The 25245-nt window shown below is 63.9% G+C and carries 28 protein-coding genes; 13 read left to right on the plus strand and 15 right to left on the minus strand.

All coding sequences use genetic code 11. The annotated features are described in order from the left end of the window. Nucleotides 1-20: 20 nt before the first annotated feature. Nucleotides 21-605: a hypothetical protein gene (locus MF4836_RS23820; protein ID WP_078472355.1), complete on the minus strand. Its 585-nt coding sequence runs from the start codon at nt 603-605 to the stop codon at nt 21-23. A gap of 203 nt (nt 606-808) precedes the next feature. Next, entirely contained in the window at nt 809-2869 is a 2061-nt protein-coding gene (locus tag MF4836_RS23825) for a c-type cytochrome (protein ID WP_078472356.1), read from the minus strand. Nucleotides 2870-3166: 297 nt separating this feature from the next. Between MF4836_RS23825 and MF4836_RS23830 the strand changes: the two genes are divergently transcribed. The 3 genes from MF4836_RS23830 to MF4836_RS34760 are packed head-to-tail and all read left to right on the plus strand — an operon-like array spanning nt 3167 to nt 5038. Continuing rightward, nucleotides 3167-3742, plus strand: a complete 576-nt coding sequence (locus MF4836_RS23830) for a DUF1444 family protein (RefSeq protein WP_078472357.1) — start codon at nt 3167-3169, stop codon at nt 3740-3742. Next, entirely contained in the window at nt 3723-4226 is a 504-nt protein-coding gene (locus tag MF4836_RS23835) for a hypothetical protein (RefSeq protein WP_078472358.1), read from the plus strand. The genes MF4836_RS23830 and MF4836_RS23835 overlap by 20 nt, the downstream gene beginning before the upstream one ends. Nucleotides 4227-4282: 56 nt before the next feature. Continuing rightward, complete coding sequence (locus MF4836_RS34760) at nt 4283-5038, plus strand: hypothetical protein (protein WP_102047938.1); 756 nt, start codon at nt 4283-4285, stop codon at nt 5036-5038. Nucleotides 5039-5073: 35 nt separating this feature from the next. On the opposite strand, the gene vapC is transcribed toward MF4836_RS34760, so the two are convergent. Together vapC and vapB are read right to left on the minus strand one after the other, a co-directional pair. Then, the gene (vapC, locus tag MF4836_RS23845) at nt 5074-5472 is read right to left on the minus strand and encodes a type II toxin-antitoxin system tRNA(fMet)-specific endonuclease VapC (protein WP_020298420.1); all 399 of its coding nucleotides are present in this window, start codon (nt 5470-5472) and stop codon (nt 5074-5076) included. Further along, nucleotides 5472-5702: a type II toxin-antitoxin system VapB family antitoxin gene (gene vapB / locus MF4836_RS23850; protein ID WP_043229907.1), complete on the minus strand. Its 231-nt coding sequence runs from the start codon at nt 5700-5702 to the stop codon at nt 5472-5474. Before vapB ends, vapC begins: the two co-directional genes overlap by 1 nt. Nucleotides 5703-5896: 194 nt before the next feature. Here vapB and MF4836_RS23855 point away from each other — a divergent pair, with 194 nt between their 5' ends. Further along, on the plus strand, nt 5897-6481 hold the full coding sequence (locus MF4836_RS23855; protein WP_078472359.1) for a DedA family protein: 585 nt from the start codon (nt 5897-5899) through the stop codon (nt 6479-6481). Between the two features lie 54 nt (nt 6482-6535). Here MF4836_RS23855 and MF4836_RS23860 read toward each other — a convergent pair whose 3' ends face one another. Beyond that, nucleotides 6536-7564 carry an amino acid ABC transporter substrate-binding protein gene (locus MF4836_RS23860; RefSeq protein ID WP_078472360.1) on the minus strand — a complete coding sequence of 343 codons (1029 nt, stop codon included), beginning with the start codon at nt 7562-7564 and terminating at the stop codon, nt 6536-6538. Nucleotides 7565-7825: 261 nt separating this feature from the next. Between MF4836_RS23860 and MF4836_RS23865 the strand changes: the two genes are divergently transcribed. Together MF4836_RS23865 and MF4836_RS23870 are read left to right on the plus strand one after the other, a co-directional pair. Continuing rightward, nucleotides 7826-8734: a LysR substrate-binding domain-containing protein gene (locus MF4836_RS23865; protein ID WP_178102982.1), complete on the plus strand. Its 909-nt coding sequence runs from the start codon at nt 7826-7828 to the stop codon at nt 8732-8734. Between the two features lie 83 nt (nt 8735-8817). Beyond that, nucleotides 8818-10068, plus strand: coding sequence for a 2-aminoadipate transaminase (locus tag MF4836_RS23870; RefSeq protein ID WP_078472362.1), 1251 nt, complete (start codon nt 8818-8820; stop codon nt 10066-10068). A 1-nt stretch (nt 10069) separates the two neighbouring features. Here MF4836_RS23870 and MF4836_RS23875 read toward each other — a convergent pair whose 3' ends face one another. Further along, on the minus strand, nt 10070-10519 hold the full coding sequence (locus tag MF4836_RS23875; protein ID WP_078472363.1) for a DUF3592 domain-containing protein: 450 nt from the start codon (nt 10517-10519) through the stop codon (nt 10070-10072). Nucleotides 10520-10752: 233 nt separating this feature from the next. Between MF4836_RS23875 and MF4836_RS23880 the strand changes: the two genes are divergently transcribed. The 3 genes from MF4836_RS23880 to MF4836_RS23895 all read left to right on the plus strand — a co-directional run bounded on the left by MF4836_RS23880 (nt 10753) and on the right by MF4836_RS23895 (nt 12726). Beyond that, entirely contained in the window at nt 10753-11148 is a 396-nt protein-coding gene (locus MF4836_RS23880; RefSeq protein WP_078472364.1) for a GNAT family N-acetyltransferase, read from the plus strand. A 38-nt stretch (nt 11149-11186) separates the two neighbouring features. Then, the gene (locus tag MF4836_RS23885; protein ID WP_078472365.1) at nt 11187-11816 is read left to right on the plus strand and encodes an SMI1/KNR4 family protein; all 630 of its coding nucleotides are present in this window, start codon (nt 11187-11189) and stop codon (nt 11814-11816) included. A gap of 502 nt (nt 11817-12318) precedes the next feature. Further along, the gene (locus tag MF4836_RS23895) at nt 12319-12726 is read left to right on the plus strand and encodes a GFA family protein (protein ID WP_078472367.1); all 408 of its coding nucleotides are present in this window, start codon (nt 12319-12321) and stop codon (nt 12724-12726) included. Between the two features lie 14 nt (nt 12727-12740). Here MF4836_RS23895 and msrA read toward each other — a convergent pair whose 3' ends face one another. Genes msrA through msrB form a run of 3 tightly spaced genes read right to left on the minus strand, consistent with a single transcriptional unit; the run spans nt 12741 to nt 15843 of the window. Continuing rightward, on the minus strand, nt 12741-13442 hold the full coding sequence (gene msrA, locus MF4836_RS23900) for a peptide-methionine (S)-S-oxide reductase MsrA (RefSeq protein WP_078472368.1): 702 nt from the start codon (nt 13440-13442) through the stop codon (nt 12741-12743). A gap of 33 nt (nt 13443-13475) precedes the next feature. After that, a complete protein-coding gene (locus tag MF4836_RS23905) occupies nt 13476-15281 on the minus strand; it encodes a cytochrome c biogenesis protein DipZ (protein WP_078472369.1) in 1806 nt (601 codons plus the stop codon). A 43-nt stretch (nt 15282-15324) separates the two neighbouring features. Then, on the minus strand, nt 15325-15843 hold the full coding sequence (msrB, locus tag MF4836_RS23910; RefSeq protein WP_078472370.1) for a peptide-methionine (R)-S-oxide reductase MsrB: 519 nt from the start codon (nt 15841-15843) through the stop codon (nt 15325-15327). Between the two features lie 155 nt (nt 15844-15998). Between msrB and MF4836_RS23915 the strand changes: the two genes are divergently transcribed. Together MF4836_RS23915 and MF4836_RS23920 are read left to right on the plus strand one after the other, a co-directional pair. Further along, nucleotides 15999-16715 (plus strand): response regulator transcription factor, encoded by a 717-nt coding sequence (locus MF4836_RS23915; protein ID WP_078472371.1) that lies wholly within the window; start codon nt 15999-16001, stop codon nt 16713-16715. Then, on the plus strand, nt 16712-18214 hold the full coding sequence (locus MF4836_RS23920) for a sensor histidine kinase (protein WP_078472372.1): 1503 nt from the start codon (nt 16712-16714) through the stop codon (nt 18212-18214). The genes MF4836_RS23915 and MF4836_RS23920 overlap by 4 nt, the downstream gene beginning before the upstream one ends. A gap of 105 nt (nt 18215-18319) precedes the next feature. On the opposite strand, the gene MF4836_RS23925 is transcribed toward MF4836_RS23920, so the two are convergent. Next, complete coding sequence (locus MF4836_RS23925; protein ID WP_078472373.1) at nt 18320-19144, minus strand: hypothetical protein; 825 nt, start codon at nt 19142-19144, stop codon at nt 18320-18322. Between the two features lie 2 nt (nt 19145-19146). Further along, entirely contained in the window at nt 19147-20394 is a 1248-nt protein-coding gene (locus MF4836_RS23930) for an MFS transporter (protein ID WP_078472374.1), read from the minus strand. A 95-nt stretch (nt 20395-20489) separates the two neighbouring features. Between MF4836_RS23930 and MF4836_RS23935 the strand changes: the two genes are divergently transcribed. Together MF4836_RS23935 and MF4836_RS23940 are read left to right on the plus strand one after the other, a co-directional pair. After that, nucleotides 20490-21416, plus strand: coding sequence for a LysR family transcriptional regulator (locus MF4836_RS23935; RefSeq protein ID WP_078472375.1), 927 nt, complete (start codon nt 20490-20492; stop codon nt 21414-21416). Between the two features lie 156 nt (nt 21417-21572). Next, nucleotides 21573-22274 carry a hypothetical protein gene (locus MF4836_RS23940; protein WP_020297513.1) on the plus strand — a complete coding sequence of 234 codons (702 nt, stop codon included), beginning with the start codon at nt 21573-21575 and terminating at the stop codon, nt 22272-22274. Between the two features lie 69 nt (nt 22275-22343). Here the strand turns inward: MF4836_RS23940 and MF4836_RS23945 are convergent, their stop codons facing one another. The 4 genes from MF4836_RS23945 to MF4836_RS23960 form a co-directional block, all read right to left on the minus strand. Further along, nucleotides 22344-22931: a hypothetical protein gene (locus MF4836_RS23945; RefSeq protein ID WP_078472376.1), complete on the minus strand. Its 588-nt coding sequence runs from the start codon at nt 22929-22931 to the stop codon at nt 22344-22346. A 4-nt stretch (nt 22932-22935) separates the two neighbouring features. Further along, a complete protein-coding gene (locus tag MF4836_RS23950; RefSeq protein WP_078472377.1) occupies nt 22936-23379 on the minus strand; it encodes a DUF3592 domain-containing protein in 444 nt (147 codons plus the stop codon). A gap of 351 nt (nt 23380-23730) precedes the next feature. Next, nucleotides 23731-24429 carry a 7-cyano-7-deazaguanine synthase QueC gene (gene queC, locus MF4836_RS23955; RefSeq protein WP_078472378.1) on the minus strand — a complete coding sequence of 233 codons (699 nt, stop codon included), beginning with the start codon at nt 24427-24429 and terminating at the stop codon, nt 23731-23733. A 108-nt stretch (nt 24430-24537) separates the two neighbouring features. Further along, entirely contained in the window at nt 24538-25092 is a 555-nt protein-coding gene (locus MF4836_RS23960) for a cytochrome b (protein WP_078472379.1), read from the minus strand. Nucleotides 25093-25245: the final 153 nt, after the last annotated feature.

A 25245-nucleotide genomic window follows, 5' to 3' on the forward strand; every position in this document is an offset into this window, starting at 1 on the left:
GCGCGGATCTGCTCACTGCATCAAGGCCGGGCATCGGCGCTGCAATAGTCGGCTTTTTCCAGCTTCACTTCGTCCGGCAGGGCATTGCCCTGGCCGTCGATCTTGCGCAGCAGCGCCAGGCATTGCTGCTGGGTGTCATGGATAAACACCAACTGGTAATTGACCCCGGCTTCGGGGGTGAAGCGCACCGACTGCGCGCAGCTGTAGATCAAGTCGCTGTTTTTGGGGCGCTCGGTGTTGCTGAACATCAGGGCGAACGGCCGGTTGGCGGGTATTTTCAGCTCGTTGGCGCCGAAGTCGTCGCTGCGCCGCAGGCGGTCGGCCTCGGCGCTCATGGGCATGCCCAGGGAGCGGAAGTTTGGGTTAGGGCGATTGCCGTGGGGACGGACCATCAACCCCGAGTCGGGCTTGCGCCAGTCGATGCAGTCGCTGCTGGGCACGCCGCGAACAATGCCTTTGGCGATGATGCGGATTTGCGCAGTGGGCCCGCTGCCTTCCGGCAAGCGATAGCTGACGGTGGTGGCCTTGAGTGTCGACAGGCGGGTACAGCCACCCAGGCCCAGGCCCAACGCCAGACAGAGCAACAACAGGGATGTGGGTTTCATCGTTCGTCCTTGAGCATGGCGGACGGCTGCCAGGGGGTGGCAGCCATTGAAAAAGATCGGCAATCCTACCTCAGGGCCACAGGCCGCTGAGGAGTTTTTACCAGGACACCGATTGCCGGCGCCTGCTCTTTCTTTCGCCAAAGGCGCGGACGGCGTTGCCTGTCAGGCAGACGCCGGCACGGGGTGACACGCGTTGAGCGCAATCAGTAACGCGCATCCACCGGCTTTTTATCCTTGGGCCAATCCTTGACCTTGTCCGGGAAATCGGGACGCGGCTGGTGGGAGAAGTATTCGGCCACGTCCAGCGCTTCCTGGTCGCTCAGGCCGCCCTGGCCCAGGGGGAATTTTTCATGGAAACCGATGGGCATGTTGCGTTTGACAAAGGCCGCGGCGGTGTTGGTGCGAGCCATGCCGGCACCGATATTGAACGACTGCTCGCCCCACAGCGGCGGGAAGATCAGGCTGCCATCGGCGCGTTTCAGGCCTTCACCGTCGGCGCCATGGCACACCGCGCACTGCTTGGCGTAGACCTGCTGGCCGTGTTCCGGGTTGGGGGTCAGCGACGGGTCGATCTTGCCGACACCGCGCCCGGCCACTTTGTCTTCGGGCTTGGTGTTGTTTTTCATCCAGTCGAAGTAGGCCACCATCGCCTGCATGTCCGTGCCCTGCACCGGCAGCGGCTTGCCGTTCATCGAGCGACGGAAGCAACCGTTGATGCGCTCTTCCAGGGTAATGGTCTTGCCGGCCCGCGGCGCATAGCCAGGGAAGAACGCCGAAACTCCGACAAAGGGCGAGCCGTCGGCCACGGTGCCGGCGTTGAGGTGGCAGCTGGTGCAGTTCAGGGAGTTGCCGACGTTGTCCGGCAACAGCGCCTTGGTTTCCAGGTGCAGGCGCATGCCACGCACCACTTGCTCGGCGTTGGGTGCGGCCAGCAGATTGGCCAGGCGCGGGGTTTCGAACAAGGTGCTTTCAACCGTCGGGCTGAGCTGGGCACGCATGGCCTTGACCTGCGCGGGGCTGATGGCCGAGCCGGTGTTGCCCCAACTGCTGCGGACAAAACTGAGGATCTCGGCAATCTCTTCATCCGCCAGCTGGGCAAAGCCCGGCATGGTGTAGACCCGTGGGTGGGCCGCGGTTTGCGCGGTCTGCCAGCCGGTCAGGGTGATGTGCAGCAGCGAGGTCGGGTTGGCCGAGGCGATGCTCGGGTTACCCGCTAGCGCCGGGAACATCTGCGGCACGCCGCCACCGTCCTGGCGATGGCAGTCGGAGCAGAACTGCGCATAACCCAGGCCGCCACGCGAACTGAACAGGTTGCTCGGTGGCGCGGCCGGGGTCAGTGGCTGGGACGGCATCGGCAGGTCGTCTTTGCCAGCCGGCAGGGACTTGAGGTAGGCGGCGATCGCCGTCAGGTCTGCATCGGAAATGTGCTGGGTGCTGTGGTTGATCACATCGGCCATGTTGCCGGCCACGGTGGCGAAGCGGTTCTGCCCGGTTTTCAACAGTTGCACCGTGTCTTCCACGGTCCACAGGTTCCGCAGGCTGAGGGCGCGCCACTCTTCCACGGTCTCGCCGGCCAGGTAATGCTCGCCGCCGGACTCGTTGTCGCTCATGGCCTTCTCCTGGAAGGCGATGCCGCGCGGCGTGTGGCAGGAGCCGCAGTGGCCCAGGCCCTGGACCAGATAGGCGCCACGGTTGAGCTGGGCGTCTTTTTTCGGGTCAGCTTCGAACTCTTTGTTGTCGACAAACACCAGGTTCCAGAACCACAGGCCCCAGCGCTGGTTGAAGGGGAAGCCCATGTCGGCTTCGAGGTTGGCTTGCGCCACCGGCGCCACACCGTCCATCAGGTAGGCGAAGAGCGCACGCATGTCCTCTTCGGTCATCTTGGCGTAGGACGGATATGGCATCGCCGGGTACAAATGGCTGCCGTTGGGGGTCACGCCTTCGCGCATGGCGCGGTCGAACTGCTCGAAGCTGTAGCGGCCGATGCCGGTGTCCGGGTCGGGGGTGATATTGCTCGAGTAGATGGTGCCCATGGGGGTTTTCAGTTCCAGGCCACCGGCCATGATCGCCCCGCCCTTGGCGGTGTGGCAGGCGATGCAGTCGCCCAGTTGCGCCACATACAGGCCGCGCTCGACCAGGGTTGGTTCAGCAGGGGGGGTGGTCTGGACGGTAGCAGGTGCCGGTATCGGCTCATTGCCTTGGACGGAGTGAACGCAGAGCAACGCCGCGCCAAGAATGGCCAAGCGTGACAGAGAGAAAGCCATCAGGTTATTCCTTTAAGAACTGCCTGGAGTGGTCTCCTCGGCAGTTATCGGCATCTATTTTTATGGGTATCACCGGGCACGTGTCCACACGGACCGGGGCGCACAACCTCACGGAGTTGCGCATAAAAGTGTTTTACAGGCATTTCTCTGATGGCAGTTTGATATGGATCAGCTGCCGTGCACCTGGGGTAAAAAAGCGCCGTTCGTGGCTCCAGCGCAGCACTTGCATTCCGCAACGGCGGCGCCCGCGTTACCCTGGCGCTCGCCGTCCGATCATCGTCGTGAACAGGGAACCGTATGCCGACCAGTGCTGAAGCGTTTTGCCAACGGGCCATTGCCTACCTCAAGGTCCAGGCGCCCGCCTCGGACGTGATCGAACTGACGCTGTCTCCCGCCGACAGCCCAATCCTCCAGCCTTTTGCCCAGGACCTGCTGGTGGCGTACCTGGTGGATGAAGGCGAGTCATTTGCCTATGTGCAGCAACGGCACCTGGATCAGGCCGGCATCAGCCCACAGGCACTGCACCTGATCGGCCTGCGCAACCTTGCGGCGCTGGCCGAGGAACGGGCTGACGTCCGGGCCCACGGCGAGCTGTTTGCGGTGCTGCTGGACGGCCATTTCGAGGCCAGCCTGCTCCTGCTGGATGAATTCTGGTCGCAGTGGTACGCCCAACTGCTGCCCAACGGCGCCATCGCCGCCCTGCCGGCGCGGGATGTGCTGGCCTTTACCGACGCCGCCAACACCACCGGCATCGCGCAACTGCATCAACTGTGCGAACGCCTGCAGGGCGACATCAGCCACCCCCTGACCTCGACCCTGTATCGCCGAAACCACTTCACCTGGGAGGCGCTGCATGAAACCGCCGATCTGTGACCTGTGCCACAACGACTTTCGCTGCGAGTACGGTCATCGCGGCACAGGCGGCGGCGCGGTGTCATTCGCCGACTTCCGCGCGTTGCCCGAGGGCGCCGCGGGCCAGGCGCACGGCTTGGAGTGGTTTTGCGACGAACACCTGGCCAGCGCCAAGGCCCTGTCCCATCTGCCCCATGCAGTGGCCATGGAGCAATTACGGGCCGAGCATGGCCCCTTCCCCGAGTACCCGCCGTTGCCCGCCCTGGACCCTGCGCTGTGGGTCATCGATGTCGGGCCCCAGCCAGCGAAAGTGTTCAGTGTGCTGCGCCAAGCGACGCGGCTCAGCCCGCAGGAGGCCAAACAGCGATTGGCCGAAGGCGTGTTCCAGGTGCTCGGCGCCTGGCCGGCAGCGCTCGAGGTCTGGCAGCAGGCATTGGTCGAAGCGGGGGCAACAGTCGAGATTCGTTACCCGTCGTCGCGTAATATCCAGCTGTTTTGCCGTTGAGTTGGGCACGCTGAGCCCGCGCGAAATCACCTCAACCTTCAGGAACAGGATGCGCCTTGGACATTGCCCGGTTGTTGAAAAAGCGCCAGTTGAACGTGCAGGAGCAAAACGCCCTCGCCGCCCATGCCTTGACGACGTGCGCCTTGCACTGGCGCCAACAGGGCCTGCCGCTGGCGCTACGTGAGGCCGGCGCCGCCCGGGGCGTCGACTGGGCGCGCAGCATCCTGCTCCGTCTGGAACTGGACTTCCCCGGCATGCCCGGCCTGTGCGGCGAGCTGATCGACCAGAACGGGCGCTTTATCGAGTTCGAACTGGAAAGCCAGCCGCCGCATGAGCAATTGCTGAGCGTGGAACAGTGGCAGGACATCACCCAGCAGCAGGACTTCGCCCGCCATGCCAAAGGCATCGGCATGGGCCGAGGCGCCATTGCCCGGGAGGTCTGGCGAACGCTGGTTCCAGGTGCCCTGCGCAACCGTTACAAGGCCGCCTTTGTGCTGGCGCTGGGCAGCACAAAATCCCTGGGCGACAGTGGCTGGGAGTTTGCCCCACCGCTGCCCATCGATCCCCGTGTGGCGCAGCACTTGGTGCAGCGCCTGCACTTGCAGGCCAAGGAGAGCTACCTGGGGATTGACGCGTTCGAGGGCGAAGACATGCAAGCCTCGGTGATCCATGACCAGGCTTGGGGCATCGCCGAGATTGCCTTCAAGACCTACAGTGAAGCCGCCCTGGAAGCCGTGACTCAAGCCTGGCACAGCGAGCCTACGGGCAGTACCGAACTGTTTGTGCCGTCGCGGGAAGCCGAGGCGGATTGAAACAGGTGGTCAGCGCCTGGCTAGTAGCCGACGCATCAGACCCAGTCTTCCACGCGCAACCCAGGAACCCGTTGGAACTCACGCAGATTATTGGTCACTAGAATCAGCCCCTGAGAGCGCGCATGACCTGCAATCAGTTGATCGTAAGGACCGATAGGCTGACCCAGCCTGGCCAGTTCTGCGCGAAGCTGACCGGTATGAATCGCCGCCTCGTCGTCATAGTCCAGCACATCAAGCCGCGCAGAAAATCCCTCGACCACATTCAGATTTTTCTCAGGGGCCGCTGACTTCTCCGCACCGTAAATCAGTTCCATCAAGGTCACTGAGCTGATGCACAGGCGACCATGCTGCCGGCTGAACGCCTCACGAACCTGCTGCGGTTTGTTTTTGATGGTGAAGATACAAATGTTGGTATCAAGCATGTACTTGAGCATCAGAAGGACTCACGTATCTGTTCGGCAGGCTGATCCCTGTCACTCATGAAATCATCGCTGACGCTATCTTCATCAAACCAGCTGTCCCAAGACTCGCCGGCCGGGGTAATAATTCGACTGCGTCCAATGCTGACAATATCCACCCGAGTAACATCCTCCGGCAGAGCTGCCGCCTTGGGCATGCGTATCGCCTGACTGCGGTTACTTTTAAATACCGACCCTTGTTCCATAAACACTCCGAGGGATATACCTAAGGTATATCCAGTGTAGATATCGCAATGTATATGTCAAAGACATATCCCAAAATAAACGACCTCGGACTCTTCACTCCCACGTCGACCCAGGCCAAAAACCCGGGAACTTCCCCCACCGCCAGCCACTCACTTTTCTGACCATCGCTGATTGACCACAAGGCCTGCCCCTCATGTTTGAACACCTCGACCTCAACGCCCTCCTCGCCACATACGGTTACTGGGTGGTGTTTATCGGTTGCCTGCTGGAGGGCGAAACGGTGTTGATTCTGGGCGGCATGGCGGCGCACCAGCAGGTGCTGAAACTGTGGCCGGTGATTGCCTGGGCCAGTGTCGGCGGGATGCTGGGGGACCAGATGCTGTTCTGGAGCGGGCGCTACTTCGGCGCGCGGCTATTGCCCAAGCTCAAGCGGCACCAGGCGGCGATCGAGCGGGTCCAGGGCTTGATCGAGCGCTACCCCTCGACCTCAGTGTTTGCGGTGCGATTCCTGTACGGCATGCGTCTGGTCGGGCCGATGGTGATCGGCGCCAGCCGGCTGTCACCGTGGCGCTTCACCCTGTTGAACATGCTCGGCGCTGCGGTCTGGGCCACGCTGTTCGTCACGGCCGGGTACTGGGCCGGTGAGGCGCTGGAACATTTTCTGGGCAATCTCAAACCCTATCGTTTGCCCATCTTTATCGGGGTGGTGCTGCTGTTTGTCGCCGCGGCGCTGATTCGCCACCGGCGGGCCAAGGCCAAGGCTCGGCAAGACGCCTGAGCTTGGCACCACGGCGCACCCGACCGCCTGGGCGGACGGGCACACACCCGGACCTCAGCGCACCGGCGGTGCGTACTGAATCCCGCCGTTGTTCCACAGCGCATTGAGCCCGCGCTTGATTTTCAGGCGGCTGCCCTGCCCCACGTTGCGCTCAAAGACTTCGCTGTAGTTACCCACCTGTTTGACGATCTGCACCACCCAGTCGCGGGGCAGTTTCAGGTCCTTGCCGTACTCGCCATCAGCCCCCAGCAAACGGGCGATGTCCGGGTTCTGGGTGGACGTGGCCTGGGCTTCGACGTTGGCCGAGGTGATGCCCATTTCCTCGGCGTTGAGCATGGCGAACAGGGTCCACTTGACGATGCTGAACCACTCGGCGTCGCCGCGCCGGACCAGGGGGCCGAGGGGTTCCTTGGAGATGATTTCCGGGAGCACGATAAAGTCGTCCGGGGTGGCCATTTTCAGGCGCTGGGCATAGAGCCCGGACTGGTCGGTGGTCAGCACGTCGCAGCGCCCGGCCTCCAGGCCCTTGGCGCTTTCATCGGCGGTGTCGAAAGTGATGGGGGTGAATTTCAGGCCGTTGGCGCGAAAGTAATCGGCCACGTTGAGCTCGGTGGTGGTTCCGGCCTGCAGGCACACGGTGGCGCCATCCAGCTCCTTGGCGCTGGTCACCCCCAACTTGTTGTTGATCAGGAAACCGATGCCGTCGTAGTAGGTCACGCCAGTGAATACCAGGCCCATGCCGGCATCCCGCGAGCTGCTCCAGGTGGTGTTGCGCGAAAGAACGTCGATCTCGCCGGCCTGCAACGCAGTGAAGCGCTCCTTGGCCGTGAGCTGGCTGAACTTCACTTTCGAGGCATCGCCAAACACGGCGGCAGCCACGGCGTGGCACACGTCGACGTCGAGACCGACCATCTTGCCCTGGGCATCCGGCACGCCGAACCCCGGCAGGCCGTCACTGACGCCGCACTGGATAAAACCTTTCTTGTGGATGCCGTCGAGGGTCGCCCCCGCCTGGGCGGTGGCCGTGGCACCGAGCAAGGCGGCAGCGGCGAACAATGCGAGGGTGGATTTAACTGGGTTCATGCAACATCTCCATTTTTCTTCTTGTTCGGCACGTAAGTCCTGAGCCGGGTAGGTTCACCGGCCGCAACGGCGCTGTGGCTCGTCGCGTGCCCGCAAGCGCGCAAGGGTGGTGCGGTGCTCATCCTTCAAACCGGATAAGGCTTGAAATCTTCGAGGCCGGCCAGTATTAGTCGGTTGCCGCCGGTTGAACAAACGATGTTTCGGCAACAGCCCGTTCCGCCCAGGAATGAACTCCCACCCCCCGCACCAGGACAGCCTGTGATTTCCAAACGCCTGACCCCCTCCATGACAGCCCTGCAATGCTTCGAAGCCGCCGCCCGCCACCTGAGTTTCACCCGCGCCGCCGAGGAGCTGCACCTGACTCAGAGCGCGGTGAGCAAGCAGGTGGCGCAACTCGAGGAGATGCTCTGCCAGAACCTGTTCGAGCGGGTGCGCCAGCGTCTGTTCCTGACCCCGGCCGGTTCGCTGTACCTGGCCGAGGTGCACAAGATCCTGACCCAGGTCGACATTTCCAGCCGCTACATCCAGACCTATGGCGGCGAAACCGAAGTGCTGCGGATCGCCACCCAGCCGACCTTCGGCGACCGCTGGCTGGTGCCCAGGCTCAAGCATTTCGCCCAGCGCCACCCGCGCATTCACCTGGAGATCCGCAACGAGCTGGAGCCCTTCGATGTGTTGCAGGCCAAGGCCGACATCGCCTTTTTCTACGGCCAGGGGTCGTGGCCGGGTGCGACCTGCATCGAACTGTTTCGCGAAGCCGTGGTGCCGGTGTGCGCCCCGGACTTTGTCGCCGAGCACAGTTCGCCATCGGCGCAGCACACCCTGCTGCAATGCACCTCACGCCCCGAGGCCTGGCACCAATGGTTCCTGGCCCAGGGCCTGCATTCGCAGAACAGCTATCACGGGCCGCGCTTCGACACTTTTTACATGTGCATCCGCGCGGCCCAATGCGGTTATGGCGTGGCGCTGATCCCGCGGTACCTGGTGGCCGACGAACTGGCCCAGGGCACCCTGGTGATTCCCTGGGACTACCCCTTGCCCAGCAGCGGCGCGCACTTTGTCGCCCACGCCGAACACACCGCGCAGATCCCCAAGGTCAAGGCCTTCCTCGACTGGATAGTCGAAGACGTGGCGCGGGATGCGGCCACACATTCGGAAATTTCATACTGACCCGGCGACTTTATTTCGTTTGCGACAAGCACCGGCTGTTGGCTTAGATAGCGCCACGTTCCAGGCAACCAGAGCCCCTCAGCATGAGCAGCGAGACCATCAGCCGTTCGATTTCCATCGTCCATCCGATCCTTCTCAGCCACGGCAAAAATGCCGAGGTCTGGGATGGCGACGGCAAGCGCTACATCGATTTTGTCGGCGGCATTGGCGTGCTCAACCTCGGGCACTGCAACCCGCGGGTGGTGGCGGCGATCCGGGAGCAGGCAGGCAAACTCACCCATTACGCGTTCAACGCCGCCCCCCACGGTCCCTACATCGACTTTATGCAGCGCCTGGCAGACTTTATCCCCGTGGGTTACCCGGTCAGCGGCATGCTCACCAACAGCGGTGCGGAAGCGGCGGAGAACGCCCTGAAAATCGTGCGCGGCGCCACTGGGCGCACGGCGATGATCGCTTTCGACGGCGGCTTCCACGGCCGCACCCTGGCCACCCTCAACCTCAACGGCAAGGTCGCGCCCTACAAGCAGAAGGTGGGGGTGCTGCCGGGCCCGGTGTATCACCTGCCCTTCCCCAGCAAGGACAACGGCGTCAGCTGCGCCGAGGCCCTCAAGGCCATGGAGCGGCTGTTCAGCGTGGAAATCGATGTGGCCGACGTCGCCTGTTTCATCGTCGAGCCGGTCCAGGGCGAAGGCGGCTTCCTGGCCCTGGATGCGGAGTTCGCCCGGGCCTTGCGGCGCTTCTGCGACCAGCATGGGATTGTGTTGATCGTCGATGAAATCCAGTCCGGATTCGGCCGCACCGGGCAGCGTTTCGCCTTCTCGCGCCTGGGCATCGAGCCGGACCTGATCCTGCTCGGCAAAAGCATTGGTGGTGGCGTGCCCCTGGGGGCGGTGGTCGGGCGCCGCGAGCTGCTGGACAACCTGCCCAAGGGCGGCCTGGGCGGCACCTACTCCGGCAACCCACTGGCCTGCGCGGCGGCCCTGGCCACTCTGGACGAGATGAGCGATGAACGCCTGCAACTATGGGGTGAGCGCCAGGAGCAGGCGATTGTCGAGCGCTACCAGCGCTGGCAGGCGCAGAAAATTTCGCCTTACCTGGGACGCCTGACCGGGGTCGGCGCCATGCGCGGTATCGAGTTGGTCACCCCTCAGGGCGCACCGGCGCCCGAGCAACTGAGCGCGCTGCTGGCCAGCGCCCGCGAAGCCGGCCTGCTGTTGATGCCCAGCGGCAAGGCGCGGCACATCATTCGCTTGCTGGCGCCCTTGACCATCGAGCCCGAAGTGCTCGAAGAAGGGTTGGATATCCTTGAAGCCTGCCTCGCCGGCCTGGCGTAGGTCAGAGGCCCTTGAGCAGGCTGCCCCGGGTGACGCGCCGGGGCTTGCGCCTGATCAGCCCCGGCACGCCGCAGATCACAAACAGCAGGCCCAGGCCGCCGATCACAACCGGCGTGGCCCACAGGGCCCAGGGGTCATCGATGATCGCGCTATTGGCCGGACGCTCGGGGGAATACAGGACTCGCACCGGCTGGCCGATCTGGTAACCGAAGATAAAACCGCCCTGGGGGTAGGAAATTTTCTCGCCAGCGATGCTGGTGAAGTCGATCTGCGGGTGCGCGCCGCCCGCGTTCAGTTCGCTGACCAGGCCCTGGGCCACTTTCGCCTCGGAGACAAAGTCATAACGGTCGCTGGCGACCTTGCCGGCGATCAACAGCAGGCCGGCGCCGATCAGGGTGATCAACAGGCTGGAGAACATCCCGCCGGAGCGCGAGTGAGGGGCGTAAGCCATAAGCAGTCTCGATACTCATCCGTTGAAGAGGCGGCCACCATAGCAGAACCCTACGGGGTGAAAAACCGCCCGGGCCACCCACCACGAGCGGGCGCCATGCAGCAATTGGGCTGCGGGCCTGGCCGGAAGTTCCACCGTCTTCCGCCGCCGACAAAGTCGCAGTTCACAGAACAGGCCTCCCCCGCTAAGGTGGGGCGCTGACGTTAGGCAAGGCCGTGGCCAGGGGTAAACACATGCAAATCCGCCCGATCCTCCCTGAGGAAATCGAAACCGTACGGCTGTTTCTCGGGGCCAATGGCTGGGGCCACCGCATCGGGTCGCCCTCGCACTTTGCGCAATTGATCGCCCACTCCCAGCACACTGCCGTGGCGTTCAAGGATGGACAGGTGGTCGGTTTTGCCCGTGGCATCAGCGACGGTCTGTCCAATGGTTACCTGTCGATGGTGGTGGTCGCCAGCGAACACCGGGGCCAAGGCATCGGCCGTGGGCTGGTGCAGCAGATCATGGGCGACGACCCGCAGATCACCTGGGTATTGCGCGCCGGCCGTCCCGGTGCCGAAGCGTTCTTCGAAAAACTGGGGTTTGCCCGCTCGAACATCGCCATGGAACGCCCGCGACATCCTGCATAATCCCTGCCCCACTCACCGCCACCGCGCAAGGAAGCCCCATGTCCGACCTCGATAACACCTCCGACACCTGGCCACCTGCCGATTGCCCGGCCTTGGCATGGCCGGCGCTGCCCGATCCGCAGGCGCGCCTGGCCTGGTATCAGGCCGTGATCAAGGCTTACGCCGCCCTGTGGGAGGGCCATGTCTCGGCCCCCATGCTGACACCGGTCGCTGAAGGCGCCATCCAGGCGCTGGAGCAGCAACTGGGCTGCGCCCTGCCCGCGCCCCTGCGTCAGTACCACCTGCAACTGGGGGCGCTGTCCCTGGCCGAAACCCTGTGCAGCGTGCATCACGGCCCGGTGTGCATCCAGCCGCTGCTGGCGGCCTATCCCGGCATCACCGATATCTATGAAGACAACCTGGACCTGCCGCTGGTCGAGGCCCTGGTCGCGTTTGGGGATTACCTGGGCAACGGCAATATGTTCTGTTTCCACCGCCAGGACGGGGCGGTCTACTACTTTGACCATGACACCGAGCCGGCCCTGACGCGGTTTTTCGATTCAACCCAGGACTACCTCGACGCCCTGATGCTGCGCTGCCTGGCGGAGGTTCACGACGACGATGACACCGGCGAAGCGCTGCTCGGTGCCCGCTATGGCGAGAGCCTGGTGCGCAAGTGGCTCTACTGATCAAGGCTCAATCGGTGGCCTTGTCCACCGCCAGGCCGATCAGCACCAGGGGCAACAGGGCAATCACGAACACCGTGGTCCAGGCGCCGATGTAGGCATCGTCGAACTTGTCGCCCAGGCTGCGTTTCGCCTTGGGCGCCTCGGCGCGCTCCAGCTTGGCCTCAAGGCCATAGGTGTAACTCCCGGCCGGTTCACCGCACGGGGCCTGGCAGGCATCACTGCTCAGGCTGGCATAACGATCACCGACATTGCGCGCCCGCCCCTCGCTGTTCGGCGCCCGGGTCGCGGCGTTGCTGAGGACGACGCGGTTTTGCAGTTGATCTTTCAGCGGCCCGAATAGTGATCGAAAGGCTGGTGGCGATACAGAGCGTGCGGTTCATGACTCGTTCCTTGAGTGCGGGGTGACCTGGAGCCGGGCTCGGGGAGAGTAAGGTACACCGGGTGGCAAACGCCATATGATGTGCGCCGTCACTGTTATCAGCCCTGCGAGCCTATGAACCCAATGTCCGAGCTTCCCTGCTACGACGGCAGCTGCCTGTGCGGCGCCGTGCGCTATCGCCTGCACCAGGCGATCAAGGCGGTCAGCCACTGCCACTGTGGCCAGTGCCGCAAATCCCACGGCGCCGCCTTTGCCTCCTACGGCAGCGTGCGGCGCGCGGCCCTTGAATGGCTCGGCGGCCAGGACCAGCTGCGCGCCTATCGCTCATCACCGACGGTGCTTCGCGAATTCTGCGGGGTGTGCGGTTCAAGCCTGTTCTGGTCGAACAGCGCCGGCGACTTCCCGGACTGGGTCTCGGTGGCCCTGGGGACCCTCGACAGCGAGTTAGTAGCGGCGCGCCAACAGCATATCCACGTCGACTCCAAAGCCTGCTGGCTGGACATCACCGACACCTGGCCGCAAATACCCTAGCGGCCAGCGACGGGTCAGGAACCGCCTTTGACCAGCACTGGCTGCTCCTGGTAGCGCCGCGGGTACAGCTGTTTCAGGTGGGCAACCTTGGGCAGGTCGTTGACCACGATATAGGGGTACGCCGGATGCTCAGTGAGGAAGTCCTGATGGTAGTCCTCGGCTGGGTAGAAGCCTTTGTCGTGCTCCAGCCGGGTGACGATGGGCTTGCCGAACACATGGGCCGCGTCGAGCTGGACGATATAGGCCTGGGCCACCCGTTGTTGCTCAGGGCTTTGCACAAACAGCGCCGATCGGTACTGCGTGCCGCTGTCCGGGCCCTGGCGGTCGAGTTCGGTGGGGTCGTGAGCCACTGAAAAGTAAATCTGCAACAGGCTGCCGTAGCTGACCTGGGTCGGGTCGAAGGTCACCTGCACCGATTCGGCATGCCCGGTATCACCGTCGCTGACCCGTTCGTACCGGGCGGTATCGGCCGCGCCCCCGGCGTAACCGGAAACCGCGCGCTGCACCCCTTTCACATGCTGGAATACCCCCTGCACGCCCCAGAAACAGCCCCCGGCAAAGACTGCGGTTTCGCTGTGGGCCTGGGTGTTTTCATCCAGGGCCGGGGCCGCGATGACCACCGGTTCTTCACTGCGGCCAAAGGAAAAAGCCGAACACTGGCCGACCACCCCGACCATGGCCAGGCCCAGTAACAAGCGTTTGAAAGAGGTGTGCATGGCGCATGACTCCTGACAGAAAGGTACGGCGGCTCAACCGAAAGTGAAGGCGTAGGCCGAGACACCCGGGTCGAGAAATTCAATGCTGAAAGTGCGATCGCCCACCCCACCCGGCTGGCGCAGCAGTTGGTACAAACGCTGTTCGGTGACGCTGCCGCTGCCCTCCGGGGCGACGTCGACACCGTGGGCCGCGCCCGGGGCCTGGCCATCGATCGTCACCTTGAAGCGCACCGGCTTGCCGTCGGCGCCCGGGCCGAGCACCAGGTGCAGGTCACGGGCATGGAAGCGATAGACAATCCCCGCCCCGGCGGCCGAAGCCACCGCGCGTTCGGCGCCCACTTGCCACTGGCCGTTCAGGCCCCAGTCGTTCAGGGTCAGGCTGGCGGGGGCCTGGTAGGCCGCCACCGTGTCGGGAGCCAGGCTCGCCTCGGGCACAAAATGCTCGGAGCGTTGATAGCCGACGTAGGTTTCCGGCGAAGCCACCGTGCTCATGTCGGGTGCCTGCTGCACGCCCCGGGCATCGGCCTGGATCAGGCCGCCGCTGACGTTGCCGTTGCCGGCTTCACGCAACAGCTGCTGGATCACCCGTTCCGACTCGGCATAGTCGCCCTCGCCAAAGTGGTGATAGCGGATCCGCCCCTGGGCGTCGGCAAAGTAGTGGGCCGGCCAGTATTCATTGTTGAACGCGCGCCAGATCCGGTAATCGTTGTCGATCGCCACTGGGTAGGTGATGCCGAGGTTTTTCATGGCTTTGGTGACGTTGCCGACATCGCGTTCGAAGGCGAACTCCGGCGCGTGCACGCCAATCACCACCAGCCCCTGGTCGCGGTATTTTTCGGCCCAGGCTTTGACATACGGCAGGGTCCGCAGGCAGTTGATGCAGGAGTAGGTCCAGAAATCCACCAGCACCACTTTGCCCTTCAAGGCTTGCGCATCCAGGGGCGGCGAGTTCAGCCATTGCACCGCACCGTCGAGCGCCGGCAACTGGCCCTCGATGGGCAGCGCGGGGTCCTTGGCGGTCGCTTTCATCGCGCCACCGGCGGCCATCATGCTGCCGCCGCCAGCGTCCCGGGGTGGCAGGTTTTGCGCCATCATCGCCCCGCCGCCGTTCGCCGATTTGCCCGCCAGGCGCCCAACCAGTGCCTGCTCCAGGCTGCCGGTGGAGGCCGTGGAGACTTGCGCCAGAATCCCGGTGTCCAGGCCCAGCGCGATGGCCACAACCCCGACCAGCATCGCGGCGCCCAGGCCGCGGCGCAGCCATTCACCGGCGCCGATCGTGCGCTTCATCGCGGCGTAGACCTTGCCGCCCAGCAACAGGGCCACGGCCAACGAGGTGGCGGCACCGGCCGCATAGGCCAGCAGTAACAGGCTGGTGCCCAGGTTCGCCCCCTGCAGGGCCGCGCCGGTCAGCAGCAAGCCGAGAATCGGCCCCGCACACGGCGCCCAGAGCAGGCCTGTGGCAACACCAATCAGCAACGACGCCCCAGGCCGTGGCCGGGCATCGTTGCCCGCGGCTTGCGACAGCCGGCTGCCGGCTGCCACCAGGGGCCGGGTCAGGCGTTCGGCCAGGTGCGGCAGCAGCAGCGTCAGCCCGAACAGCGCAACGCACAGCAATGCGAGCCAACGCCCGTACTGATTGACGTGTACCACCCAACTCCCGCCCACCGCCGCCAGGGTGGCGACCAGGGCGAATGTCAGGGCCATCCCCACCAGCAGCGGCAGGCCACTGCGCACAAACGGCTGCCCGGTGCGGGCGAAGACAAAGGGCAATACCGGCAGAATGCACGGGCTGACGATGGTCAGCACACCGCCGAGATAAGCGAGAAGTAGCAGCCACATGGCGACGACCTTTTTTCAGTGAGTAGAAGAATGTGTCCAGGGTTCACGCCGCGTGCGGCGCGAAATTCATTGCCACGCCGTTCATGCAGTAACGCAGGCCCGTGGGCCGCGGGCCGTCGTCGAAGACGTGCCCCAGGTGCCCGCCGCAGCGTCGGCAATGCACTTCGTTGCGCTGCATGCCGAAGCTTCGGTCGCTGCGGGTCGCCACGGCCTGCTCCAGGGGCGCCCAGAAGCTCGGCCAGCCGGTGCGGCTGTCGAACTTGGTGCGGGAAGAGAACAGCTCCAGGGCGCAGCCGGCACACCTGAAGGTGCCGTCACGGTGTTCGTCATTCAGCGGGCTGCTGTAGGCGCGCTCGGTGCCCTCCTCGCGCAGCACCTGGTACTGCTCGGCGCTGAGCAGGGTGCGCCATTCGCTGTCGCTGTGGCTGACCTCGAACACCTCATCCGCCCGGGCCTCGCTGATCAGCACCGGGCTGCCGACCAACCGGGGCAGAACCCCAATGGCCAGGGCCGCTGCACCGAGGCTGCCACCTACCCGCAGAAACTGTCGCCGTGAAAACATGAGCCTCTCCCGAAAAATCACCGTGGTTCGCGTTCAACACAGCCTAGGCTTGAGGTGGTCGCCAAATCCTCACGCACAGTTAAACAATTCGTGATAACTCGAGGCGCGCAAACCCCGCACAATAAGCGCCTTACGCAGCGAGGCCCGGAGTACCGATGGAACAGCCCAAACGCGTCCTGGTGGTCGAGGACGACACCCACATCGCCGACCTGATCGTCTTGCACCTGCGTGACGAGCAGTTCGAGGTGGTGCACAGCGCCGACGGCAATCAGGGCCTGCGCCTGCTGGAACAAGGCGGCTGGGATGCGTTGATCCTCGACCTGATGCTGCCCGGGGTCGACGGCCTGGAAATCTGCCGCCGCGCCCGCGCCATGACCCGCTACACCCCGATCATCATCACCAGCGCCCGCGCCAGCGAAATGCACCGCATCCTCGGCCTGGAACTGGGGGCCGACGACTACCTGGCCAAGCCGTTTTCCATGCTCGAGCTGGTGGCGCGGGTCAAGGCCCTGCTGCGCCGGGTCGATGCCATGGCGCGCAACCTGAAGATGGACGCCGGCAGCCTGGCCCTGGACGGCTTGGCCATCGACCCGCTGACCCGCGACGTGGCGCTCGACGGCCGGCGCCTGGACCTGACGCCGCGCGAGTTCGACCTGCTGTACTTTTTCGCGCGCCAGCCGGGCAAGGTGTTCTCGCGCATGGACCTACTCAACGCGGTGTGGGGCTACAGCCATGATGGCTACGAGCACACGGTCAATACCCATATCAACCGGCTGCGGGCGAAGATCGAAAGCGACCCGGCGCAACCGACGCGCATCCTCACGGTGTGGGGGCGCGGCTATAAATTCGCCGCGAGCCAGGAGCCCGCATGAAACTGACCCTGACCCAGCGCCTGTCCCTGGTCTTCGCCCTGCTGTTGCTGGTGTGCTGCGGCACCTCGGCATGGCTCCAGGTGCGCGCCAACCAGATGCATGAGCTGGAGGTGGTGCAGGGCCTGTCCCGCGACCTGGCCCAGCACATCGCCCGCGACACACAGTTGATGGATGCCAACGGCCTGATGCCCAGTGCCCTGCGCGAGCTGTTCAGCCAGTTGATGCTGGTCAACCCCAGTGTCGAGGTGTACCTGCTCGACCCCACGGGACGGATCGTCGGCAATGCCGCCCCCGAGGGCCGCCTGCGCCGGGAACAGGTGGACCTGGCACCGGTACAGCGCCTGCTGGAGGGCGCGGCGCTGCCGATTCTGGGCGATGACCCGCGCAGCCTCGATGGGCGCAAGGTGTTCAGCGCTGCCCCGCTGAAGGTCAACGGCCAGCCGGCCGGCTACCTGTACGTGGTGCTGCTGAGCGAAGAGCACGACCGCTTCGCCGAACGCGGCGCCACCAGCGCGGCCTTGAACATCGCGTTATGGTCGATCGGCCTGGTGGCCCTGCTGTGCCTGATCGCCGGGCTGGCGGCCTTTGCCCTGATCACCCGACCGTTGCGCAAGCTGACTGACACCGTCAGCCAGTTCGACATCGATGGCGCCCCCAGCGCCCCGGCCACGGACACGACCCCACCGCTGCCCGCCGAGGGCCACGATGAAATCGCCGTGCTCGACGCCACCTTCCGCCACATGCAGAGCCGCCTCAGCGAGCAGTGGCGTTCCCTCACCCGCCAGGACCAGGAGCGGCGCGAGCTGGTGGCCAATATTTCCCATGACCTGCGCACGCCCCTGGCGTCGCTGCACGGCTACCTCGAAACCCTGCAACTGAAGGACGCCAGCCTGGCCCCCGAAGAACGCCGGCGCTACCTGGGTATCGCCCTCGACCAGAGCCGCAAGGTCGGTGGCCTGGCGCAGTCGCTGCTGGAGCTGGTGCGACTGGAGCACGGCTTTGTGCAGCCGGTGCTCGAACGCTTCCCCCTGACCGACCTGGTGCAGGACATCTTCCAGAAGTTCGAACTCAGCGCCGAGGCGCGCCATGTGCAGCTCAAGGCCAGCTTCGCGCCCAACGTCGGTGCGGTCTGCGCCGACCTCGGCCTGATCGAGCGGGTGCTGACCAACCTCTTCGACAACGCCCTGCGCCATACACCGGAAGGCGGCGAGATCGAGATCGGCCTGGTGCCCCAGGGGCCGATGGTGGAGGTGACCCTCAGCGACAGCGGCCCGGGCATCGCCGCCGACCTGCGCGAAGGGCTGTTTCTGCGCCCCTTTACCATCGGTGGGGCGCGTCGCGATGGCGGCCTGGGCCTGCGCATCGTGCACCGCATCCTGCAATTGCACGGCCTGGAAATCCGCCTGATCGACCTGCCCGGGCGCGGCGCCAGCTTTCGCTTCAGCTTGCCGGTGGACCTCGCCACGGCGCAGCACAAGGCCACGCGGGCGCAAGGCTGAACCCGGCAACCACGAGGGCTTTTCGGCGGGCAAAAAAAAGCCGGCAGTCCCCCCAGCGAGGACTCCCGGCAAAAGCGCCTGACATCAGTCGGCGGTGTTACCCCATCATTGCAAGACTTGAGCGCAGTCCCACATCACGCTGGATTTGCGGCGCAGGTACTCGGCGAAGATTTCCTTCGCGGCTTCCGGGTCGATCTGAATCTGCATGGCGTCGACAAACTCGTTCACCGCCGCCACCGCATGGGCGAAGTGATTGCTCTCGGTGCCGCCGGTGTGCACCGTGACCCAGGCCACAGTGGCGCGGGCCCTTTCCGCCGGCACGCCCATGTCGCGAACGAACCACTGCTTGTACAGCGGGTGGATGAATTCCACTTCGCCATGGGTGTAGACCTCATGGATCAGCGTGGTCAGCAGCCCTTGCAGCAGGTCGCGGTCGCGCAGGCGACGGGCGTCGGTCCAGTCCTTGAAGGACTGCGCCGACGGCAGGCAGTTCTCCTTGAGCAGCCACTGGTCATCGCCACAGATAGGCGTGGCCATGTTGTAGAACAGGTCCGAGTGCAAGGTGTTGCCCAGGGCGCCCAGGTCCTCGTCGGTGATGCGTTGCAGGCTGCCGCAGGCCCGATAGAGCATTTCGGCGGCTTCGGAGCCCTGTTCCGAGCGCGCCAGCAAGGTGATGCGATTGGCCAGGCCAGAGACGCTGGTGGCCGAGTTGTTGGTCTTCGACCAACTGGCGAAAAAGGTCCTCAGCGCGGCCGGTGACTGATGGCGCGAGGTGAGTTTTTCAAAGGCATTTTCGATATCCACGAGTGCACTTTCTTCACTCCAGAACGCCTCGAACAGGGCATGTTTCAAGACACTGGCTGGCATATCGTTCAAGACCGGTTCAACGATCTTCAACAACTGACTTTGTTGGGTCAGTACGTTACTCATGGTCACCTCACATATTCCTTATTGGATGATGAATCGGGTTGGGGAATGGGCCCGGTCGAGCCACGTCCATTGGCATCGCGAGCGACCGGTGTTGCGGTTGTTCCGGGCTTCCAGCCACTGACCGCGATCATCAGCGACAGCAACTGGAAGCCGATGATCAGCGCCACGCAGCCGGGCCAGCCGAAGCGGCTCCAGATCATGGCCGGGACGACGGCGCCGAAGCTGCCGCCCAGGTAGTAACAGGTCAGGTACAGCCCCACCGCGCCGGCCTTGTTGTGGCGGGCGGTGGCGGTGGTAAAGGAGTTGGCGGCAGCCTGGGCCAGGAAGACCCCGGTGGAGCTCAAGGCCAGGCCGAGCACGATCAGCCACAACGACGGCAGCAGGGTCAGGGCCGAACCGCAGACACCCAGCAGCGCCGCGCCCACCAGCAGCTCAGATTGCGGTCGCGATTTGCTCAGGCGCCCGGCGATCGGGATCACCACCAGGGCCAGCAGGAACACCGCATAGATTGCGCCCAGGGCCGCGGTGCCCAGCTCAAACGGCGCCTGGCTGAGGTAGAGCCCGGCGTAGGTAAAGGTCGCCACTTGCGAAAACAGCACACAAAAGCCCACCCCGTAGGCGGCCAGCAGCCGCTTGCTGTACAGCTCGCGTACCGCCAGCAGGCGACTGGGCGCGACTTTGGTCAGCGGGCGCGGATTGGGCGGCAGCAGCACGCCGATCGCCACGCCGATCAGCAGGCTCGCGGCGGCCAGCAGCTCGAAGGCTTCCCGCCAGCCGGCGTATTCGGTGACCACCCCAGTGACAAAACGCCCGGCAAAGCCGCCGAGCACGGTGCCCGCCACATACAGACTGGTCACTTCGGTGACGCTGCCGCCACTCCAGCGATCGCCGATATAGGCCACGCTGGTGGCGAACACCACCGGAATCAGCATGCCTTCGGCAAAGCGCCAGACCAGCAGCTCGGTAAAGCTGCCGGCATAGGCCGCGAGTACGGCAGGCAGGGCCAGGAGCAAGGAGGCGCCGACAATCACCGAGCGCTGCTCGAAACGACCGGTAAAGCGACTGACAAAGGGGGCGGTGATGGCCACGCCGAGGGTGGTGACGGTGATGCTCCAGCCGGCCTCGCGGACACTCACCTGAAAACCCTGGGCAAATTCCTGGAGGATGCTTTGGGTGGCGTACAGGTTGAGGAAGGCCGCACAGCCACACAGAAACAGGGCGATGCGTGCACAATGCAGGCGCGAATTCATGAAACCGCTCGTTTTATGACGAAGGGCCTTTATAGAATGCGCGACAGGTTGCAAACCAATACCGATTTCGGACCGATCAATACCTAAGGATCAGGATGCTCGACCTACGCAGGTTGCGTTACTTTTTGACGGTCGCCGAAGAGCTGCACTTCGGCCGCGCGGCCCTGCGCCTGCACCTCGCCCAACCGCCCCTGACCCGGCAGATTTCCGCCCTGGAGACCGAGCTGGGCTTTCGCCTGTTCGACCGCACCAGCCGCACCGTGACCCTCACCGCCCAGGGCCGTTACTTCCTGCCCTATGCCCGTGCGGTGCTGGAGCAGGTCGACCTGGCCGAAGTCATCGCCCGCAAGCTGAGCGTGGGCTCGGCCGGGCAACTGTCCCTGGGCTACGCCAGTTCGGTCGCCCTGTCGGATATCTTCAGCCAGGCAATCCAGGCCTTCGCCCAGCGCTTTCCCGCGGTGCAATTGACCTTGGTGGAAGGCGCCTCGGGCAGCCAGTGGTCGCAGATTGTCGACGGCCGCATCGATATCGGCCTGAGCCGCCTGACCCCACCCCATGGACAGACCCAGGTGCAGGCCCTGTCCTTGGGCGACGAGCCGCTGGTGGCCGCACTCAGCAGCGATGACCCGTTGGCCAGCCTGGAGCAGGTGAGCCTGGCGCAACTCAGCGCGCAGCCGTTGATTCTGTTTCCCGCCGACTACGGCTCCGGGCTCAACGAGGCCATCGAGCAGCTGTACCAGCGCAATGGCTTGGCGCTGACACCGGGCCCGGCCGGGCGCCAGATCACCTCGATCATCGCCCTGGTGGCGGCCGGCCAGGGCGTGGCCCTGGTGCCCGAATGCACCCGGACCCTGGCCAAGAAAGGCGTGGTCTACCGCCCGCTGACCGACCCCGACGCCACCGCGCAACTGCTGATGCTGACTCGCAAGCAAGGCCGCAGCCAGTTGGTCGAGGCGTTTATGGCGGTCATCGATGAACTCCTGGGCCCATCTACGGGTTTTGGGGCCGACGGGGGTCGATGATGGCCCATTAAATTCGGGATCGGATCCATCATCCTTTGCCCCAAGGGGCCTGTTCAGCCGTGACAACACCGCCCGGGTCCAATAGATTAGGCGACCTGAAAATGCCCGCGGGCTTTTCACGCCTCAAACCTGGTTAAACGAAGTAGTGGATTTTCAATGCCTGACTCCAACACCGAAGAATCCGTGATCGCCTTGTCCAGCAAGGTTGAATACGAAAACGCGATCAATCTTTCCCAGCATGTGGCCCAGGCCAAGACCATCAGCGAGATGGTCCTCGACGCCTTTCACAGCTCGAAAGAGAGTGATCAGATTCGTGAGCTGCGCACCGCGATTCGCCAGGCCCACGACCGTTTTGACGACGACAAGGCCTACGAGCTGATGGGTGAGCTCAAGCAGCTCAAGGACGCCGAGGCCGCCGACGCCAGCGCCCTGGAAGACCTCAGCGCACGCTTCCCGATCAGCCGCATCCTGTCCAGCTATAAGGACGACCCGAGCTTCCAGGAGCTGGTCTACAGCCTGGCCCTCAAGGTGCTGAACCAGACCCACCAGGCCATCAGCAACCCGAGCGGCGGCAAGGGCAAGGCCGCACGGGCCAAGAAAGAAATGGAAGTGTTCGCCATCAGCAAGGACGGCATCAGCGTCACCCTGCCGATGCGCCCGCGCTCCAAGGCCAACGTCGACCGTGAAGCCTTTGAGTTCCTGGGTTTCAGCTTTGTCGGCGAAGGCGATGAAGCCGAGCTGGAAAGCGAGACCTTCCTCGACAAGGACGGCAACGAACAGCCGGCCACCCGTAAAGGCATCGTGACCGCGATCCAGCAGCAGACCGCCTTTGAAGGCTACAGCGCACAGCAGCAGTAACCGCGCCCGCTGTAATAGAAAAGCCCCTTCACGGGGCTTTTTTGTGGGCGATCGATGGGCCGTTCAGAGTCAGAACAGGTAACCGAGAAAAATCCCCGCCCCCGCCCCCGCTTGCACACCGGCATTCATCCCGACCATGACCACCGCGCCCTTGGCCGATTGCAGCAACTGGCGGTTGACCAGCTGCGCGGCGATCAATGACGTCGCCGGGTTGCTGCTGAGGGCCAGGTACAGGGCCAGCAGCTTGGGGTCGAGGCCGAACAACAGCGCGGTGGCCGAACCGCCGACCACCAGGCCGGCTGCCACTTCGGTGTAGACGCAGGGGCCGGTGATGTCATCGCTGGTCAGGTCGCGGGTCTTCAGCGCATCGCTGACAAAGACCTTGCCGGTGCTGGGGAACGCTTCTGCCGCGCCCGCCGCGGCCACACCCGTGCCCTTGATCTTGATGTTGATCTTGCCGATACGCGGCAGCCGTGCACCGATGCCAACCCCCACGCCCACGCCGCCGTAGCGGAAGCTGACGTCCTGGCCCTGGGGCGAGCGCAAGATGATCGAGCCGCCACTGCCGGCGACCAGGGCCACCGTCAGGCCGCCTCCGCTCGCGGTCGAGTACTGCCACTGGCTTTCATTGACCGGTATCGGGATGGAGATGCTCATGGGTTCAAAGTCCTTTCAGAGAGCGTACAGGGTCTTGGCCCTTGCGCTTGAAAATGCCCGTCAGGCCGGCACCGAGGAAAATCAGCCCGAGGCCGCCCAGCACCCCAGGCGTGGCCCAGAGCGCCATGGGGTCATCGACCACGGCGCTGTTGGCCGGGCGCTCGGCCAGGTAATGCACCTTGACCGGCTGGCCGGCCTGGTAACCGAAGATAAAGCCGCCCTGCGGGTAGGAAATAGCTTCGCCCTGGGCCGTGCTGAATGCGATCTCGGGGTGCGAGCCGCCAGCGTTCAAACCGCTGACCACGCCGTCGGCGGTCAAGGCGTTGTCGAGGAATTCCAGGCGATTGCTGAGGATGTAGCTGGCGATCACCAGCAACACGATACCGATCAGGCTGATGAGCAGGCCGCGCAGAATGTGCAGCCAATGGGACTGAGGGGGGTGAGCCATGGGCGGCCTCGTTCTTCTTCCGTGAAATAAGGGAGGCCACGTTAACAGCAACGTCACCAAGGAAAAAATCCCTGCCGCGACGCTGTGAGCCACTGCTCAGAAATACGTCAGGAGCCGGCCTGGCACGGGCAACACTGGCGAAGGTGAAGAAGCGGCGCGCAGAGCAGGAAAAACTTTGTCTGCAATCGGCGCCGGAAGTTCCGGAGGCGGGGCACAACAGGCGCAACGCTTTTGGGCGCCAAGCCCTCTCCCCCGGCAATCCCCCCGCAGCCTGATCATCTCAAGCCAGTGGAGCAACACTCACCTGGCGGGGCGCTGCCTAAGTCCATTGGCTCGCCCTCGATCAACCCTTCACTGCAGATTGAGTTTGCCTTTCAGGGCCTCCATGACCGCGGCCTTGTTGCCCAGGTACTCATTCAAGCCCTTTGCGCGAAGGTTGCAGGCATCGCAATCGCCACAGCCACTGCCGAGCACGCCGTTGTAGCACGTCAGCGTCTGCTGGCGAATCAGCTCCAGTTGATGGTGGTAATCGGCCAGGGCCCAGGTCTGCGCCTTGTTCAGCCACATCAGCGGTGTCTCAAGGCGCAGTTTGTAGTCCATGCCCAACTCGAGGGCCTTGTTCAGCGCCTTTACAAACTCATCCCGGCAATCCGGGTAGCCGGAGAAGTCGGTCTCGCAGACCCCGGTTATCACGCATTCGGCCTGTACCTGATAGGCATAAATCGAGGCCAGGGTTAAAAACAGGATATTTCTTCCCGGCACGAAGGTGCTGGGCAAGCTTTCGCCCGAACTGTTCACGGTCGGAACCGGAATATTGTCCCGGGTGAGGCTGCTGATCGCCAATTCGTTGAGCAGCGAAGCGTCCAGCACTTTGTGGACGGTGGCCCCCAGCTGTTTTGACAGTTGCTGCGCGGCGTCGATTTCTGCGCGGTGACGCTGGCCGTAATCAAAGGTAATGCAGTGCACTTCATCGTAGAGCGGCAATGCGTGGATCAAACAGGTGGTTGAGTCCTGCCCGCCACTGAATACAACAACGGCTTTTTTCTTCATCATTCTGCTTCCTGCATAAGTGGAATCACGTCGGTAGTTTAAACGGCGCACTCTATAAAAAGCCCCGTGCTTCTGTCGAAGGCGGGGCTTTTTTCCGGGGCTTGCGGATCAGCCCCTGGCGGCGCCGCCGGCCATGCGCCGCAGGATAGCCCTGTCACCTTTGACACAGTGCAGGATCAGCGCCGCCACATGACCAACGATCAGCAGCAACAGGGTCCAGCCCAACAGGCTGTGGAAGTTATTGCCCAGCTCGGTCATCCACTGGATTTTCGGCCCCTCGAAACCACTCATCACCGGCACGCCAAACGCGGAAAAAGCGCGACCCGAGCCGTACTGGCGCAACAGCCCGAGAAACGGAATGGCGAACATGGCCGCATACAGCAGGCCATGCCCCACAGTCGCGGCGAGGTTGACGCTGGGCGGGCGACGATGGCGATTCAACAGGCTCCAGAGCAGCCGCACCAGCAGCAGGCCCATCAGCAGCAGGCCCACTTGCTTGTGGGTCGGCCAGAGAAAGGTGTCCAGGGCCGAATCGGCCAGCAGGTAGTGGGCACCGGTGGTGCAGTAGATCCAGGCAAAGGCCACTGCCATGGCCCAGTGCAGTCCGCGACTGACAGCGCCATAACGCGCGCTCGAGTCGAGCATTTCGATACGGTTTTCCATTACATCCACTCAGGCTTCATCAACAAACGGGCAATTTTACCCAGCCAGGGAGTGGGACAGGTCCGAAAACCATTAAAGGATATGTAACGGGACATCTGCTGCATGAAAAAAGCCCCGCACTTCCTTCGAAGGCGGGGCTTTTTTTACAACGTC

The organism is Pseudomonas sp. MF4836 (genome assembly GCF_002018875.1).
In the GTDB taxonomy this organism is placed as follows: Bacteria; Pseudomonadota; Gammaproteobacteria; order Pseudomonadales; family Pseudomonadaceae; genus Aquipseudomonas.

Bases quoted from the DNA above. Each gene is read 5' to 3' on its own strand.
- MF4836_RS23855 (WP_078472359.1), top strand. From the start codon at position 5,897: ATGTTTGAACACCTCGACCTCAACGCCCTCCTCGCCACATACGGTTAC.
- MF4836_RS23820 (WP_078472355.1), bottom strand. From the start codon at position 605: ATGAAACCCACATCCCTGTTGTTGCTCTGTCTGGCGTTGGGCCTGGGC.
- vapB (WP_043229907.1), bottom strand. From the start codon at position 5,702: ATGGAACAAGGGTCGGTATTTAAAAGTAACCGCAGTCAGGCGATACGC.
- MF4836_RS23830 (WP_078472357.1), top strand. From the start codon at position 3,167: ATGCCGACCAGTGCTGAAGCGTTTTGCCAACGGGCCATTGCCTACCTC.
- msrB (WP_078472370.1), bottom strand. From the start codon at position 15,843: ATGTTTTCACGGCGACAGTTTCTGCGGGTAGGTGGCAGCCTCGGTGCA.
- MF4836_RS23945 (WP_078472376.1), bottom strand. From the start codon at position 22,931: ATGAGCATCTCCATCCCGATACCGGTCAATGAAAGCCAGTGGCAGTAC.
- MF4836_RS23920 (WP_078472372.1), top strand. From the start codon at position 16,712: ATGAAACTGACCCTGACCCAGCGCCTGTCCCTGGTCTTCGCCCTGCTG.
- queC (WP_078472378.1), bottom strand. From the start codon at position 24,429: ATGAAGAAAAAAGCCGTTGTTGTATTCAGTGGCGGGCAGGACTCAACC.
- MF4836_RS23880 (WP_078472364.1), top strand. From the start codon at position 10,753: ATGCAAATCCGCCCGATCCTCCCTGAGGAAATCGAAACCGTACGGCTG.
- MF4836_RS23915 (WP_078472371.1), top strand. From the start codon at position 15,999: ATGGAACAGCCCAAACGCGTCCTGGTGGTCGAGGACGACACCCACATC.
- MF4836_RS23895 (WP_078472367.1), top strand. From the start codon at position 12,319: ATGTCCGAGCTTCCCTGCTACGACGGCAGCTGCCTGTGCGGCGCCGTG.
- MF4836_RS23825 (WP_078472356.1), bottom strand. From the start codon at position 2,869: ATGGCTTTCTCTCTGTCACGCTTGGCCATTCTTGGCGCGGCGTTGCTC.
- MF4836_RS23930 (WP_078472374.1), bottom strand. From the start codon at position 20,394: ATGAATTCGCGCCTGCATTGTGCACGCATCGCCCTGTTTCTGTGTGGC.
- MF4836_RS23940 (WP_020297513.1), top strand. From the start codon at position 21,573: ATGCCTGACTCCAACACCGAAGAATCCGTGATCGCCTTGTCCAGCAAG.
- MF4836_RS23875 (WP_078472363.1), bottom strand. From the start codon at position 10,519: ATGGCTTACGCCCCTCACTCGCGCTCCGGCGGGATGTTCTCCAGCCTG.
- msrA (WP_078472368.1), bottom strand. From the start codon at position 13,442: ATGCACACCTCTTTCAAACGCTTGTTACTGGGCCTGGCCATGGTCGGG.
- MF4836_RS23885 (WP_078472365.1), top strand. From the start codon at position 11,187: ATGTCCGACCTCGATAACACCTCCGACACCTGGCCACCTGCCGATTGC.
- vapC (WP_020298420.1), bottom strand. From the start codon at position 5,472: ATGCTCAAGTACATGCTTGATACCAACATTTGTATCTTCACCATCAAA.
- MF4836_RS23860 (WP_078472360.1), bottom strand. From the start codon at position 7,564: ATGAACCCAGTTAAATCCACCCTCGCATTGTTCGCCGCTGCCGCCTTG.
- MF4836_RS23835 (WP_078472358.1), top strand. From the start codon at position 3,723: ATGAAACCGCCGATCTGTGACCTGTGCCACAACGACTTTCGCTGCGAG.
- MF4836_RS23870 (WP_078472362.1), top strand. From the start codon at position 8,818: ATGAGCAGCGAGACCATCAGCCGTTCGATTTCCATCGTCCATCCGATC.
- MF4836_RS23925 (WP_078472373.1), bottom strand. From the start codon at position 19,144: ATGAGTAACGTACTGACCCAACAAAGTCAGTTGTTGAAGATCGTTGAA.
- MF4836_RS23935 (WP_078472375.1), top strand. From the start codon at position 20,490: ATGCTCGACCTACGCAGGTTGCGTTACTTTTTGACGGTCGCCGAAGAG.
- MF4836_RS23950 (WP_078472377.1), bottom strand. From the start codon at position 23,379: ATGGCTCACCCCCCTCAGTCCCATTGGCTGCACATTCTGCGCGGCCTG.
- MF4836_RS23905 (WP_078472369.1), bottom strand. From the start codon at position 15,281: ATGTGGCTGCTACTTCTCGCTTATCTCGGCGGTGTGCTGACCATCGTC.
- MF4836_RS23960 (WP_078472379.1), bottom strand. From the start codon at position 25,092: ATGGAAAACCGTATCGAAATGCTCGACTCGAGCGCGCGTTATGGCGCT.